Raw genomic sequence first — 14,003 nt, forward strand, 5'->3', positions numbered from 1 at the left:
AGCCTACGCCTGCAGTCAGAGGCGTGCAGTGATCGCGGAGCCGATCTCCGCAGTGGTGCGCGCGCCGGAGCGGGCGGCGATGTCGGCCTCGACCGCGGCGCTCACGCGAGCAGATTCCTCGGCGAGGCCGAGGTGGTCGAGCAGCAGGGCGATCGAGAGGATCGCGGCGGTCGGGTCGGCCTTCTGCTGGCCAGCGATGTCGGGCGCCGAACCGTGCACCGGCTCGAACATCGAGGGGAACGCGCCGTCGGGGTTGATGTTCCCCGAGGCGGCGAGGCCGATGCCGCCGGTCACGGCTCCGGCGAGGTCGGTGAGGATGTCGCCGAACAGGTTGTCGGTGACGATCACGTCGAAGCGCGCGGGATCGGTGACAAGGAAGATCGTGGCTGCGTCGACGTGCAGGTAGTCGACGGTCACGTCGGGGTGCGCGGCGGCGACCTCGTTCACGACGCGCTGCCAGATCGCGCCGGCGTGCACGAGGACATTCGTCTTGTGCACGAGCGTCAGCTTCTTGCGACGGCGCTCGGCGAGCTCGAACGCGTAGCGCACGACACGCTCCACACCGAAGGCCGTGTTCACCGAAGTCTCGTTCGCGACCTCCTGCGGCGTGCCCTTGCGGATCGCGCCCCCGTTGCCGACGTACGGACCCTCCGTGCCCTCGCGGACCACGACGAAGTCGATCTTTCCGGGAGCTGCCAGCGGGCCGGGGGCACCGGTGAAGAGCTTCGACGGCCGCAGGTTCACGTAGTGGTCGAGCGTGAAGCGCAGCTTCAGCAGCAGTCCCCGCTCGATGTTCGCATCCTTCAGACGCGGGTCGCCCGGAGTGCCGCCGACCGCGCCGAGGAGGATCGCGTCGTTCGCCGAGATCGACGCGAGGTCTTCGTCCGTGAGGGTGTCGCCGGTCTCGAGGAAGCGTCCGGCGCCCAGCGAGAAACGGGTCTTGTCGAAGACCACGCCGCTGGAGGCGGTGACGGCGTCGAGCACCTTCTCCGCCTCGGCGATGACCTCGGGACCGATGCCGTCACCGGGGATGACGGCCAGCTTCACGACACGCGACATGACACTCCTTGCGCACTGCACGGGGATGGACCGGCCGGGCCCGACGAGGTCGAGCGGGCCGGTCCTCCCAGCGTACTGGTCAGTGCGAGGGGGCCTTGCGCAGTGTGACGGCCGCGATGACGCCGGCGACGACCACGAGGCCGGCGCCGATCAGCGACGTCACCATGACGCCCGAGCCGAACGCGGCGGCCGCGGCGTCCCAGAGAGCCGTGCCGAGAGCAGCCGGAAGCTCCTGGGCCGCGGTGTAGGCCCCGGCCAGGGTCTCCCCCGCCGCGTGCGCAACGTCGGCCGGCAGCCCCTCCGGAAGCACGAGTGCACCACGGTAGAACGCCGTGATGATGCCGCCCAGCACCGCGGTGCCGAGCACGGCGCCGAGTTCGTAGGCCGTCTCGGAGACGGCACTCGCCGCACCCGCCTTTGCGGCGGGGGCGCTGGAGAGGATCAGCTCGTTGGAGATCGTCTCGGCCGCGCCGATGCCGATGCCGAGCACGACGAAGGCGACCACGAGCGGGAGCACGCCATGCTCATGGGTCGTGAACGCCACGATCAGGTAGCCCGCCACCGAGAACGCGAGTCCGACCGGGATCACGATGTGCGGCGGGACACGGCGCGAGACAGGCACGACCGAGAGGCCGGCGACGATCATCGCGAGCATGCCGGGCACGAGCGCCAAGCCCGCCATCATCGGCGACAGCCCGAGGACCAGCTGCAGATGCTGCGACACGAAGTAGAGGAAGCCGACGAGCGCGACGACGCTGAGCAGGTTCACCAGGATCGCCCCGGAGAACGAACCGCGCCGGAACAGCGCCATGTCGAGCATCGGCGTCCGGGAGCGCAACTGGCGACGGACGAACAGGTACCCCATCCCGAAGCCGAGCAGAGCCCAGGCGCCGGCCGTGAGACTCGGTCCGTCGACGGCCAGCGACTTGATCGCGTAGACGACGGGGATCATGGTCGCCATCGACAGCGCGATGCTGATCAGGTCGATACGGCCCGGGTTCGGGTCGCGGCTCTCCGGGACGAGCAGGGGGGCCGCGATCAGGAGCGGGATGAGCACCGGGACGGCGATGAGGAACACCGATCCCCAGGCGAAGTGCTCGAGGAGGAATCCGCCCACGATCGGGCCGAGCGCGGACCCGGCGGAGAATGCCGACGCCCACACCGCGATCGCCATGCGGCGCTGGTCGCGGTTCTGGAAGATCGAGCGCAGCAGCGAGAGGGTCGATGGCATCAGCATGGCGCCGAAGAAACCGAGGAGCGCGCGGGCGGCGATGAGCAGCCCCGCCGTCGGCGCGAAGGCGGCGAGGGCCGAGACCGCGGCGAACCCGGTGGCGCCGATCAACAGCATCTTCCGGCGGCCGAAGCGGTCGCCCAACGTGCCCATCGTCACCAGGAGGCCGGCGAGCACCAGCGGGTACACGTCGATGATCCACAGCTGCTCGGCCCCGGTGGGAGCGAGCGCGATGGAGATCTCGGGGAGCGCGAAGCTCAGCACCGTGTTGTCCACCGACACCAGAAGCACCGGCAGCATGAGGACGATGAGCGCCGCCCAGCCTCGGGCTCCGACGCGGGGAGCATCCGTCTCTGTCGTCGGGATCGACGCAGTACGGGTCATGGAGCACCTCTCAGAATCTTGATCGCACGGTTAGTGAACCGTCCGGATGGTATAGTAACAGAGTTCCGGCCCCTTCCCTGTGCAGAGGATCCACGATGCCCCGACCTCCCCTCGCCCGCGAGAAGGTGCTCGACGCCTTCGAAGCGATCCTCATCGAAGACGGCGAACGCGCCGCGACGCTCGACGCGACGGCCAAGGCGGCGGGGGTCTCCAAGGGGGGCCTGCTCTATCACTTCGGCTCGAAGGATGAACTCGAAGCCGGGCTGATGGAGCGCCTCGACCGCCTGACGACTCTGGATCTGGAACGGATGTCTGCCGCCGAGGAAGGGCCCGTCGCCTACTACGTGCGCACATCGGTCATGGAGGACGATGCGCTCGACCGGGCGCTCATCGCCGCGACCCGGCTCGCGCAGGGCGGATCCGTGCCGGCAGCCGACATGCTCCGCGACACCCGACAACGGTGGGCGGAGACGATCCGCCCGCACGTGCGGGACACGGCGAGCCTCGACCTCGTGATGCTGGTCAGCGACGGCCTCTACTTCAACAACTCGCTCGACGTGCACGGGCCCGATCGACTGGTCCCCCGCAGCGACGAGCTCGCCGAGCTGATCGCGCTGGTCCTGAAGGCGACCGCCTGACCCCACCGGAACGCGCGAGAGGGCGGGAGCATCGCGCTCCCGCCCTCTTGTCTGCGGCCGCCGATCAGACCTCGGTGATCTCGATCTGACGGAACAGGTCGGCGTCGATCGCGTCGCGCACATCGTCGAGCAGTTCGTCGGACACCGGGGAGTCCAGCGTCAGCACGCTGAGCGCCTGTGCACCGGCCGCCTTGCGGGCGATCTGCATACCGGCGATGTTGATGCCCGCCTCGCCGAACTTCTGACCGTAGACCGCGACGATGCCGGGGCGGTCGGTGTAGAGCATCACGACGTGGTGCTTCTCGATCGGCAGTTCGAGCGTGTGGTCGTTGATGCCGACCAGCTTCTCCGTCTGCTTCGGCCCGGTGAGCGTGCCGGAGACCGAGAGCTGCGAGCCGTCGGACAGGGCACCGGTGAGCGTGATGACGTTGCGGTACTCGTCGCTCACGTCGTCCTTGAGCAGACGCACGGCGATGCCGCGCTGATCGGCGAGGAGCGGGGCGTTCACATACGACACCGTCTCGCTGACGATGTTCGTGAAGACGCCCTTGAGCGCGGCGAGCTTGAGCACGCTCACGTCGTAGTCGTTGAGCTCGCCGTGCACCTCGACGTCGAGGCTCGTGAGCGGCGAGGTCGCCAGCGAGGCGAAGATCTGACCGAGCTTCTCGACCAGCGAGATGCCAGGGCGCACGTACGGATCGATGACGCCGCCGGCCACGTTGACCGCGTCGGGCACCAGGTCTCCGCCGAGCGCGAGACGCACGGAACGGGCGACCGAGACGCCGGCCTTCTCCTGCGCCTCCTCGGTGCTCGCGCCGAGGTGAGGCGTGACGACCACGTTGGGAAGCTCGAGCAGCGGACGAGCGGTACCGCCCTCAGCCGGGGGCTCGGAGGTGAAGACGTCGAGACCCGCACCGGCGATCTCCCCCGCGACGAGGGCGGCGTGCAGCGCCTCTTCGTCGATGAGGCCGCCGCGCGCGACGTTGACGACGAAGGCGGTCGGCTTCATGGCCTTGAACTGCTCGGCGCCGATCATGCCGGTGGTCTCCGGCGTCTTGGGCATGTGGATCGTGAGGAAGTCGGACTCGGCGACGAGCTCATCGAGCGAGAGGAGCTGCACGCCCAGCTGCTGGGCGCGCGCCGAGGTGACGTAGGGGTCGTATGCGACGACGCGCATGTCGAACGCCGCGAGGCGCGCCGCGACGAGTGCGCCGATGCGGCCGAGACCCACGATGCCGACCGTCTTCTCGAAGAGCTCGGCTCCGGTGAAGGAGCTGCGCTTCCAGGCGCCTGCGGAGAGCGAGGCGTGCGCGGCCGGGATGCGGCGGGCGAGGCTCAGGATGTGGCCGACCGTGAGCTCGGCGGCGGAGACGATGTTGGAGGTCGGCGCGTTGACGACCATGACGCCGGCAGCCGTGGCCGCCTTGATGTCGACGTTGTCGAGGCCGACTCCGGCACGGGCGACGACCTTGAGCTTCGGCGCGTGCGTGAGCGCTTCCTCGTCGATGCGGGTCGCCGAGCGGACGAGCACGGCATCGGCATCCGCCAGCGCCGCGAACAGCGCCTCGCGGTCGGTGCCATCGACGTCACGGACGTCGAAGTCGGGGCCCAGGGCCTCGATGGTGGCGGGAGAGAGTACTTCGGCGATGAGCACGACGGGCTTCGGCACAGTGGATCCTTCGGGGCAGCGCGGCAGGCGGGAGTGGCCGATGCGCCGCACACCATGGGGGCGCGATCGCGTCAACTCTACCCGAGCGCTCGAGGGCCTCCGTGCCGTGTGACCGTGAGCGACTCAGGCGCTCGGCATCGTCAGGCTGAGCGCGATGAGGCTCATCCAGAAGACCGCGACGACGCCGAGTCCCGCGAGGAACACCAGCGCGAGCTCTCCCACACCACGTCGTCGGCCGATCACGTAGGCGAAGGCGAAGACGATGGCGGGAAACGCGACGCCGAACAGAAGTGTCGCCCATCCCCCTCCGGTCAATCCGGTCTGCGCCATCGTGATCAGGTGCGCGACGGCGTTCCACACCGCGTAGGCGTAGAAGAGCCCGGCCAGACCGATGACGAGTCCGACGAGCCAGCGAGGCGAACCCGCCGAGACCTGCTGAGGAGCGGAAGACGCACTCACGATCCGATCACCCCCACGGTGACGAAGGGCCAGGGAACGAGGAGGACCACGCCCGCGAGCAGCACGGCGACGCGGACCCACGCGGCCCTCCCCCGGGTCAGGACCCAGGTCGCGAGGAACCACAGCGCCGGCGCGGCGATCGCCAACATGAACCACGGCAGGAACATCGCGTCGTCGACGAGGAAGGAGGCCAGCGGCTTCAGACGTAGCCCGCCGACGATCCAGCCGATCGTGTACAGGAGATAGACGCCGCCGACGATCCCGAGGATCAGGAGCATCGGCGTGCTCAGGCCGGCGGGCTCGTCAGGCGCAGCGGCGGTGACGGTGCCGTCTTCCTCGACCCTCCCCACGTCTTCGCTGCCCCTGCCCACGGCGTTCCAGCCGTGCGGAAGCGCGCGATCCTTCGGCGCTGCGGCCTCGTCGCCCTCCCAGTTGAGGGCGTCGTCGGAATCGGAAGTCATCTCCCCAGAGTAGGACACCCGGTCCACTATGCTCGGGGTTGCCTCGAGCCGGTATGGCGGGCATCGGAGGGAAAAGGGGAGCACCGTGGCCGACAGCGACAAGAAGAACGCCGACGTCGAGCAGCCTGCGGCGAGCAGCACGAATACCGAGCCGCCCGCCGGATGGGTCCCCACTCCTGAGAGCAAGGCGAAGGCGACCCGTTTCCGCTGGATCGCCGCCGTGCTGTGGGCCATCGCGATCGTCGGCGAAGCCGTCGGCATCTTCTGGCTGCTGCGTCAGCGGGAGTTCGTCGGTGAGGACGGGAAGCTCGTCCGTGACCCCGATACCGGCCTGTTGGAAGAGCAAGGCGTCACCGCGACGTTCCCGCAGTGGGCGTTCATCGCCCTCCTCGTGCTGCTGGTCGTGATCGCCGCACTCTCGATCACCGGATCGGTGCTCTGGAAGAAGGCCAACCGCCTCGACCCAGCGCGCAAGTCCGACAAGACTCGGTTCTTCGTGCAGAACCAGCTCGGTGCGATCATCGCGATCGTCGCCTTCCTCCCGCTCGTCATCCTGATCTTCCTCAACAAGGACATGGACAAGGGACAGAAGACGACGGCCGGCATCGTCGGAGTGGCCCTCGCGGCTCTCGCCGTCGTCCTCGGCGTGGACTTCGCTCCGCCGTCGGTCGAGCAGTACACGGCCGACCAGTCCGCCGTGATCCAGCTGCTCGGCAAGGACGAGGTCGTCTGGGTCGAGGGCGGCAAGGTCTATCACGTCTGCGACGAGGTTTCGGCGATCCAGACCGGCAGCGAGATCATCACCGGCACGACGGCGGAGGCCGTGGAAGCGGGCAAGAACCGACTGACGCTGCAGTTCGCCTCCGAGCTACGCGCGTGCGACCTTCCCGTTCCCGAGAACGACGAGGAGATCACCGAGGCGCTGCGGGCGATCCAGGCGGGGCAGGTCGACACCGTCCTGCCCGCACCGGAGTGGGCGGATTCCACCGAAGCACCCATCGTGGTCGAGGAGGCCCCGGCCGAGTGACGGCCGGTCGGCGCTAGTCGGCGTCGAGCGTTTCGACGAGCCTCTCCTCGGCCGACGAGAGATGCGCGTTGAGGAGGGCGGCCGCACGCTCGCCCTCCCCTGACTCGACCGCGTCGAGGATGTCGGCGTGCTGCGCGGCGATCACCGTAGCGTCGAGCAGCCGGCGTCCCTGCACCTGCGCCATGCACAGCCGCACCTCGTCGAGGACGCTGCGGTACATGCGACCGGTCCGCTCGCTCTGGAGCGCGTCGATGAGCGCGGTGTGGAAGCGCAGATCGGGGTCGACGGTCGCCGGGTCGGGGCCGCCCGGCATCGCGAGGATCTCGGCGTTGGCGTCGCGGGCGGCATCGGGAACCGTCCCGGTCGCAGCGAGTTCTCGCAGCGCCGCACTCTCCAGCCTCACCCTCGTGCGATAGACGTCGCGCACGGTATCGGCGTCGATCCCGACGACGCGCGCACTTCGATGCGCGGTGCGCACCAGGAGGCCGGTGGCGACGAGCTGTTCGATCGCCGCTTTCGCGCTCGGCCTGGCCACACCGAACGTCTGCGAGACCGCCGCCTCCGTGAGCGGCTCACCGGAGCGGATCTCGCCGCTGAGGATGCGTCCGCGCAGCTGAACGGTGACGGCATCGACCACGCCGACGATGCCGAGCGGCGCGTCCGAGGTCGTGGTCATCCGGTCAGTCTAACGAAACGCTCCGCCCCTCGGTACACTTGTCTGACAATCTTTCGACGAAGCAGAGGAGCATCGTGCCGACCACACTCGCCGAACCGCTGGACCCCGCGCTGCTGGGCCCCGCGACCGAGGTGCACTCTCGGTCCATCGATCGGTTCGCCCGCGCACACGACGCCTCCCACTACCTGCTCATCCCCGATGCGGTGCTCTCCCCCGCGGATGCCGAGGGCGTCGCCCGCGCATTCGGCGCGGTGCGGGCCGCGGGGCGCACGATGACCTTCCGCTCCGGCGGGACGAGCCTCTCCGGTCAGAGCGTCAGCGGCGACATCCTCGTCGATACGCGCAGTCACTTCCGCGACATCCGCGTGGAGGACGACGGCGCACTCGTCCGCGTCGGTCCCGGAGCCACGGTCCGCCAGGTCAACACCCGTCTGACACGCCACCGCCGCAAACTCGGCCCGGACCCGGCGAGTGAGATCGCCTGCACGATCGGCGGGGTCGTGGCCAACAACTCCAGCGGCATGGCCTGCGGCATCACCGAGAACTCGTACCAGACCATCGAATCGATGACGATCGTGCTCCCCAGCGGAACCATCCTCGACACCGGACGCCCGGACGCGAACGAGCTGCTCCGCGCCGCGGAACCGGAGATCGCCGACGGGCTCCTGAGCCTGCGGGCGCGCCTGCTGGCCTCACCCGAGCAGGTCGCCTTCCTCCGGCAGCAGTTCTCGATGAAGAACACCATGGGCTACGGCCTCAACGCCCTACTCGACTTCGATGATCCGGTGCGCATCCTCGAACACCTCATCATCGGCTCCGAAGGCACCCTCGCGTTCGTCGCCGAGGCACGGTTCCGCACGATCGAGGTGCGTCCGGCGATCGCGACCGGGCTGTTGGTGTTCGAGACCCTGTCCGCGGCCATGACCGCGCTCCCCGATCTGACACGTCTCGGCCTCGCGACGATCGAACTGATGGATGCGGCATCGCTCCGCGTCGCACAGGGGCTGAGCGATGTCCCGGCGGCCATCGCGGAGATCGACGTGCAGGGGCATGCGGCCCTCCTCGTCGAAGTCCACGCGTCCGATGCCGCGTCCCTCGCGGAGGCGAGTGCCGCCGCCCAGGTGCATTTCGAGGAGCTGCCGCTGGCCGTGGCGCCCCGGCTCACGACGGATGCGGGCGAACGTGCCGCCCTGTGGCACGTGCGCAAGGGCCTCTACACCGCGGTGGCCGGAGCGCGTCCCTCCGGCACGACCGCTCTGCTCGAAGACATCGTCGTCCCTGTCCCCCGCCTGCTCGCGACCTGTGAACGTCTGATCGAGCTGTTCGCCGAGCACGGCTACGAGGGCTCGGTCATCTTCGGTCATGCGAAGGACGGGAACGTCCACTTCCTGCTCAACGAGCGCTTCGACGACGCCGACAGCGTGGCCCGCTACCGCCGGTTCACGGACGACCTGGTCGACCTGGTGCTGTCCCAGCAGGGTTCGCTGAAGGCCGAGCACGGAACCGGTCGCATCATGACGCCGTTCGTGCGCCGCCAGTACGGCGACGAGCTGACGGACATGATGTGGGAGATCAAGCGGCTGCTCGATCCCGACGGCATCCTCAACCCGGGCGTCGTGCTCTCGGATGATCCCGACTCGTACCTGCACGACCTCAAGCGCGTCCCCACGGTCGAGAACGAGGTCGACCGCTGCGTGGAGTGCGGATACTGCGAGCCGACGTGTCCGAGCAAGAGCATCACGCTCACCCCGCGTCAGCGCATCGTGATCCGCCGCGACATGGCCTGGGCGGAAGAGCAAGGCGATACCGAGCTGCTACGCGACCTGCAGAAGGACTACGACTACGACGGAGTGCAGACCTGCGCCGTCGACGGCATGTGCGGCGTGGCGTGCCCCGTGGACATCAACACCGGTGACCTCGTGCGCCGACTGCGGGCGGAGCAGTCCAACGCGATCGAGGGCGCCCTGTGGGGCACGGCGGCGAAGCACTGGAGCACGGTCACCCGAGCCGGTGGCGTCGCCCTCACGGTCGCCGACGCGCTCCCGGCGCCGCTGGTCCGCGGTGTGACCCAGGTGGGACGGGCGGTGCTGGGCGCCGACACACTCCCTCTCTACGACGGTGGGCTCCCCCGCGGCGGGTCGAAACCTCCGCGCCCCGAAGCCCCGAGCGACGCGCAGGCCGTGTTCTTCGGAGCGTGCATCGGCACGATGTTCGGCGGGGAGGCCGAAGGTCAGGGATCGAGGGACGCGCTGCGAGAGCTGCTGGACCGCGCCGGGATCCCCGTCGTGATCCCGGAGGAGAACGGCGGCCTCTGCTGCGGCACGCCCTGGAAGTCGAAGGGCCACCTGGACGGCTACCGCCTCATGTCGGACCGCGTGCTGGACTCCCTCTGGGAGGCGAGCCGCCAGGGCGAGCTGCCCGTCGTGTGCGACGCCGCGTCCTGCACCGAGGGCCTCGATGTGATGCTCGCGCAGTCCGTGGCGAACAACCCGAAGTACGCAGGGCTCCGGATCGAGGATGCCACGACCTACGTCGCCCGTGAGGTGCTGCCGCGGCTGACCGTGCGCGCGAAGCTCCCGACGGTTGCCGTGCACCCGACGTGCTCGACGACCGCCCTCGGCGCGACCGGAGCTCTGACCGCGATCGCGGCCGCCGTCGCGGACGACGTGTTCATCCCCGAGGGCTGGGGATGCTGCGCCTTCGCCGGCGACCGCGGGATGCTGCATCCGGAACTCACCGCCAGTGCGACGGCGCAGGAATCGGCCGAGATCGCGGCGGCGGAGGGCGAGCGCGGCGGATTCGATGCCTTCGTTTCGGCGAACCGGACGTGCGAGATCGGGATGACCAGGGCCACCGGCCGCCCATACCGGCACGTGATCGAGATCCTCGCGGAGCTCACACGGCCCTGACCCCCGGCAGACGAAGAACGGGCGCCCCCGAGGGGACGCCCGTTCTTTCGAGAATCGAATCAGCGCGCAGCACTGCCGTCGACGTAGTCCTCGTCCTGCTGCTTCCAGGCGAAGAGCGAACGCAGCTCCTTGCCGGTGACCTCGATCGGGTGCTGCTCCTCCTTGGCGCGCAGCGCGAGGAACTCCTCCGCGCCGTTGTCCTGGTCGTCGATGAAGCGCTTCGCGAAGGCGCCCGACTGGATGTCGGCCAGCACGCCCTGCATGCTCTCCTTGACGCGCTCGTCGATGACGCGCGGGCCCGAGACGTAGTCGCCGAACTCGGCGGTGTCCGAGATCGACCAGCGCTGCTTGGCGATGCCGCCCTCCCACATCAAGTCGACGATGAGCTTGAGCTCGTGCAGCACCTCGAAGTACGCGATCTGCGGCTGGTAGCCCGCCTCGGTCAGCGTCTCGAAGCCGGCCTGCACCAGGTGGCTCACGCCACCGCACAGCACGGCCTGCTCGCCGAACAGGTCGGTCTCGGTCTCTTCCGTGAAGGTCGTCTTGATGACGCCGGCGCGGGTGCCGCCGATGGCCTTCGCGTAGGAGAGGGCGAGGTCCCAGGCGTGGCCCGATGCGTCGCGCTCCACGGCGATGATGTCGGGGATGCCGCGGCCGGCGACGAACTCGCGGCGGACGGTGTGGCCCGGCGCCTTCGGGGCGACCAGGATCACGTCGACACCCTCGGGTGCGTCGATGTAGCCGAAGCGGATGTTGAAGCCGTGCGCGAAGGCGAGCGTCTTGCCGGCCGTGAGGTTCGGCGCGATGGACTCGCTGTAGATGATGCGCTGGTGCTGGTCCGGCGCGAGGATCATGATCACGTCGGCCCACTCGGTGGCCTCGGCGACGGTCTTCACGGGGAAGCCGGCTTCTTCGGCCTTCGCGGCGGACTTGGAGCCCTCCTTCAGCGCGATGGCGACCTCGACGCCCGAGTCGCGCAGGTTCTGCGCGTGGGCGTGGCCCTGCGAGCCGTAGCCGACGATCGCGACCTTCTTGCCCTGGATCAGGGACAGGTCTGCGTCGGCGTCGTAGAAGATCTCGGTGCTCACGGTGTGTTTCTCCTTGTTCTTTGCGTTTCGTCTGGCTTCGCGTGCTCGATGAGCGGCGAAAAGTGGGTACTCGGGTCGGTCAGCCGCGCAGGACGCGCTCGGTGATGCTCTTGCCGCCGCGCCCGATGGCGAGGAGACCCGACTGCGCGATCTCCTTGATGCCGAAGGGCTCCAGCGCACGGAGCATCGCGTCGACCTTGCCCTTGTCGCCGGTCACCTCGATCACGAGCGCGTCCGAGGCGTAGTCCACCACGGATGCGCGGAAGAGGTTCACCACCTCGATCACGTTCGAGCGCGTGGCGTTGTCGGTGCGGACCTTCACGAGCATGTGCTCGCGCTGGACCGAGGTCGAGAAGTCGAGCTCGACGATCTTGATCACGTTGATCAGCTTGTTGAGCTGCTTCGTGACCTGCTCGAGCGGCAGCTCATCGACGTCGACGACGACCGTGATCCGGGAGATCCCGGGCACCTCGGTCACGCCGACGGCGAGGGAATCGATGTTGAAGCCGCGACGGGCGAACAGCCCGGCGACGCGGGTGAGGAGACCGGGGGTGTTCTCCACCAGCAGGCTCAGCACGTGGGTCGACATGGATCAGTCCTCCTCGTCGAAGGCGGGCGCGTGCTCGCGGGCGTACTGGACATAGCTGTTGCTGACTCCCTGCGGGACCATCGGCCACACCATGGAATCGGCGCTGACGACGAAGTCGATCACCACGGGGCGGTCGTTCGTCTCGAGCGCGAGCTGGATGGCGGCATCCACCTCTTCCTCCTTCTCCACGCGGATCGCCAGGCACCCGTAGGCCTCGGCGAGCTTCACGAAGTCGGGGATGCGAACAGTGCCGTGCCCGGTGTTGAGGTCGGTGTTCGAGTGGCGGCCGTCGTAGAACAGCGTCTGCCACTGGCGCACCATGCCCAGCGAGGAGTTGTTGATGATCGCGACCTTGATCGGGATGTTGTTGATCGCGCAGGTCGCGAGCTCCTGATTGGTCATCTGGAAGCAGCCGTCGCCGTCGATCGCCCAGACGTGCCGCCCGGGCTCTGCGACCTTCGCACCCATCGCCGCAGGGACCGAGTAGCCCATGGTGCCGGCGCCGCCGGAGTTCAGCCAGGCGTTGGGGCGCTCGTACTTGATGAACTGCGCCGCCCACATCTGGTGCTGGCCGACGCCCGAGGCATAGATGCCCTCGGGGCCCGTGAGCTCGCCGATGCGCTGGATCACGTACTGCGGGGCGAGGAGCCCGTCGGTCGTCGGCGCATAGCCGAGGGGGAACTCGGTGCGGAGGCCATCGAGGTACGACCACCACTCCTCGATGTCGGGCTTCGCGCTGGCCGTCGCACCGCGGAACGCGGCATCCAGGTCGGTCAGCACGTCGCGGACATCCCCCACGATCGGCACATCCGCGGTGCGGATCTTCGAGATCTCCGCGGGGTCGATGTCGACGTGCACCACCTTGGCGTTCGGGGCGAAGAGCGCCGCCTTGCCTGTCACGCGGTCATCGAACCGTGCACCGAGGGAGACGAGGAGGTCGGCCTCCTGGAGCGCCAGCACGGCGGGAACGGTGCCGTGCATGCCGGGCATCCCGAGGTGCTGCGGGTGGGAGTCCGGGAACGCGCCGCGAGCCATCAGCGTGGTGACCACGGGCGCACCAGTGGACTCCGCGAGTTCGAGGAGCTCCGCCGACGCCTTGCCGCGGATCACGCCGCCGCCGACGTACAGCACCGGTTTCTTGGCCTCGGCGAGCAGGGTCGCGGCGGCCTGGATCTGCTTGCCGTGCGCCTTGGTCACCGGTCGGTAGCCGGGGAGATCGATCTTGGGCGGCCACACGAACGGCGCGGTGGCCTGCTGCGCATCCTTCGTGATGTCGACCAGCACGGGACCGGGACGACCGGTGCCGGCGATCTCGTAGGCCGCGGCGATCGCGCCCGGGATGTCGGCAGCGTCCTTCACCAGGAACGAGTGCTTGGTGATCGGCATCGTGATGCCCACGATGTCGGCTTCCTGGAACGCATCGGTTCCCATCAGCGTCGAGAACACCTGGCCGGTGATGGCCAGCATCGGCACCGAGTCCATGTAGGCGTCGGCGATCGCGGTGACGAGGTTCGTGGCACCGGGACCGGAGGTCGCGATGCACACGCCCACCTTGCCCGAAGCCGAGGCGTAGCCCTCGGCCGCGTGCCCGGCCCCCTGCTCGTGCCGCACCAGGATGTGCCGCAGATCCTCGGCATCCATCAGCGGGTCGTACACCGGGAGGATCGCGCCGCCGGGAAGACCGAAGACATCGGTGACACCGAGCAGCTCGAGCGAGCGGACGACGGCCTCGGCACCGGTGATCTCCGGAGCAGAGGATTGACGGGCGGGCGGCCTCGGCACAGCCGGGGCGGAGTCAGCAGTCATGACTTTC

Annotated in this window: 12 protein-coding genes; 3 read left to right on the top strand and 9 right to left on the bottom strand. The window is 68.9% G+C overall.

What is annotated here, in order from left to right; translation table 11 throughout:
• Nucleotides 1-15: 15 nt before the first annotated feature.
• Together ACWGO6_RS01640 and ACWGO6_RS01645 are read right to left on the bottom strand one after the other, a co-directional pair.
• Nucleotides 16-1,059: a 3-isopropylmalate dehydrogenase gene (locus tag ACWGO6_RS01640; RefSeq protein WP_452325672.1), complete on the bottom strand. Its 1,044-nt coding sequence runs from the start codon at nt 1,057-1,059 to the stop codon at nt 16-18.
• 79 nt (nt 1,060-1,138) lie between these two features.
• On the bottom strand, nt 1,139-2,674 hold the full coding sequence (locus tag ACWGO6_RS01645; protein ID WP_136043756.1) for an MFS transporter: 1,536 nt from the start codon (nt 2,672-2,674) through the stop codon (nt 1,139-1,141).
• Nucleotides 2,675-2,769: 95 nt separating this feature from the next.
• On the opposite strand from ACWGO6_RS01645, the gene ACWGO6_RS01650 reads away from it, so the two are divergent.
• Entirely contained in the window at nt 2,770-3,312 is a 543-nt protein-coding gene (locus tag ACWGO6_RS01650; RefSeq protein WP_452325673.1) for a TetR/AcrR family transcriptional regulator, read from the top strand.
• 64 nt (nt 3,313-3,376) lie between these two features.
• Here the strand turns inward: ACWGO6_RS01650 and serA are convergent, their stop codons facing one another.
• From serA to ACWGO6_RS01665, 3 genes are all read right to left on the bottom strand, one after another.
• A complete protein-coding gene (serA, locus tag ACWGO6_RS01655) occupies nt 3,377-4,981 on the bottom strand; it encodes a phosphoglycerate dehydrogenase (protein WP_136043754.1) in 1,605 nt (534 codons plus the stop codon).
• A gap of 123 nt (nt 4,982-5,104) precedes the next feature.
• Complete coding sequence (locus tag ACWGO6_RS01660) at nt 5,105-5,440, bottom strand: hypothetical protein (protein ID WP_136043753.1); 336 nt, start codon at nt 5,438-5,440, stop codon at nt 5,105-5,107.
• Nucleotides 5,437-5,901 (bottom strand): hypothetical protein, encoded by a 465-nt coding sequence (locus tag ACWGO6_RS01665; RefSeq protein WP_136043752.1) that lies wholly within the window; start codon nt 5,899-5,901, stop codon nt 5,437-5,439. The genes ACWGO6_RS01660 and ACWGO6_RS01665 overlap by 4 nt, the downstream gene beginning before the upstream one ends.
• 85 nt (nt 5,902-5,986) lie before the next feature.
• Between ACWGO6_RS01665 and ACWGO6_RS01670 the strand changes: the two genes are divergently transcribed.
• On the top strand, nt 5,987-6,928 hold the full coding sequence (locus ACWGO6_RS01670) for a hypothetical protein (RefSeq protein WP_136043751.1): 942 nt from the start codon (nt 5,987-5,989) through the stop codon (nt 6,926-6,928).
• A 13-nt stretch (nt 6,929-6,941) separates the two neighbouring features.
• Here ACWGO6_RS01670 and ACWGO6_RS01675 read toward each other — a convergent pair whose 3' ends face one another.
• The gene (locus tag ACWGO6_RS01675; RefSeq protein WP_136043750.1) at nt 6,942-7,604 is read right to left on the bottom strand and encodes a GntR family transcriptional regulator; all 663 of its coding nucleotides are present in this window, start codon (nt 7,602-7,604) and stop codon (nt 6,942-6,944) included.
• A gap of 74 nt (nt 7,605-7,678) precedes the next feature.
• Here ACWGO6_RS01675 and ACWGO6_RS01680 point away from each other — a divergent pair, with 74 nt between their 5' ends.
• Nucleotides 7,679-10,513, top strand: coding sequence for an FAD-binding and (Fe-S)-binding domain-containing protein (locus ACWGO6_RS01680; protein ID WP_452325674.1), 2,835 nt, complete (start codon nt 7,679-7,681; stop codon nt 10,511-10,513).
• Nucleotides 10,514-10,572: 59 nt separating this feature from the next.
• Here the strand turns inward: ACWGO6_RS01680 and ilvC are convergent, their stop codons facing one another.
• From ilvC to ACWGO6_RS01695, 3 genes are read right to left on the bottom strand one after another with little or no spacing between them, the layout of a single operon-like run.
• Nucleotides 10,573-11,781 carry a ketol-acid reductoisomerase gene (ilvC, locus tag ACWGO6_RS01685; RefSeq protein WP_452325675.1) on the bottom strand — a complete coding sequence of 403 codons (1,209 nt, stop codon included), beginning with the start codon at nt 11,779-11,781 and terminating at the stop codon, nt 10,573-10,575.
• Nucleotides 11,681-12,190, bottom strand: coding sequence for an acetolactate synthase small subunit (gene ilvN / locus ACWGO6_RS01690; protein WP_091027442.1), 510 nt, complete (start codon nt 12,188-12,190; stop codon nt 11,681-11,683). The genes ilvC and ilvN overlap by 101 nt, the downstream gene beginning before the upstream one ends.
• Nucleotides 12,191-12,193: 3 nt before the next feature.
• Nucleotides 12,194-13,996 (bottom strand): acetolactate synthase large subunit, encoded by a 1,803-nt coding sequence (locus ACWGO6_RS01695; protein ID WP_136043748.1) that lies wholly within the window; start codon nt 13,994-13,996, stop codon nt 12,194-12,196.
• Nucleotides 13,997-14,003: the final 7 nt, after the last annotated feature.

The organism is Microbacterium sp. NPDC055665 (assembly GCF_053618035.1).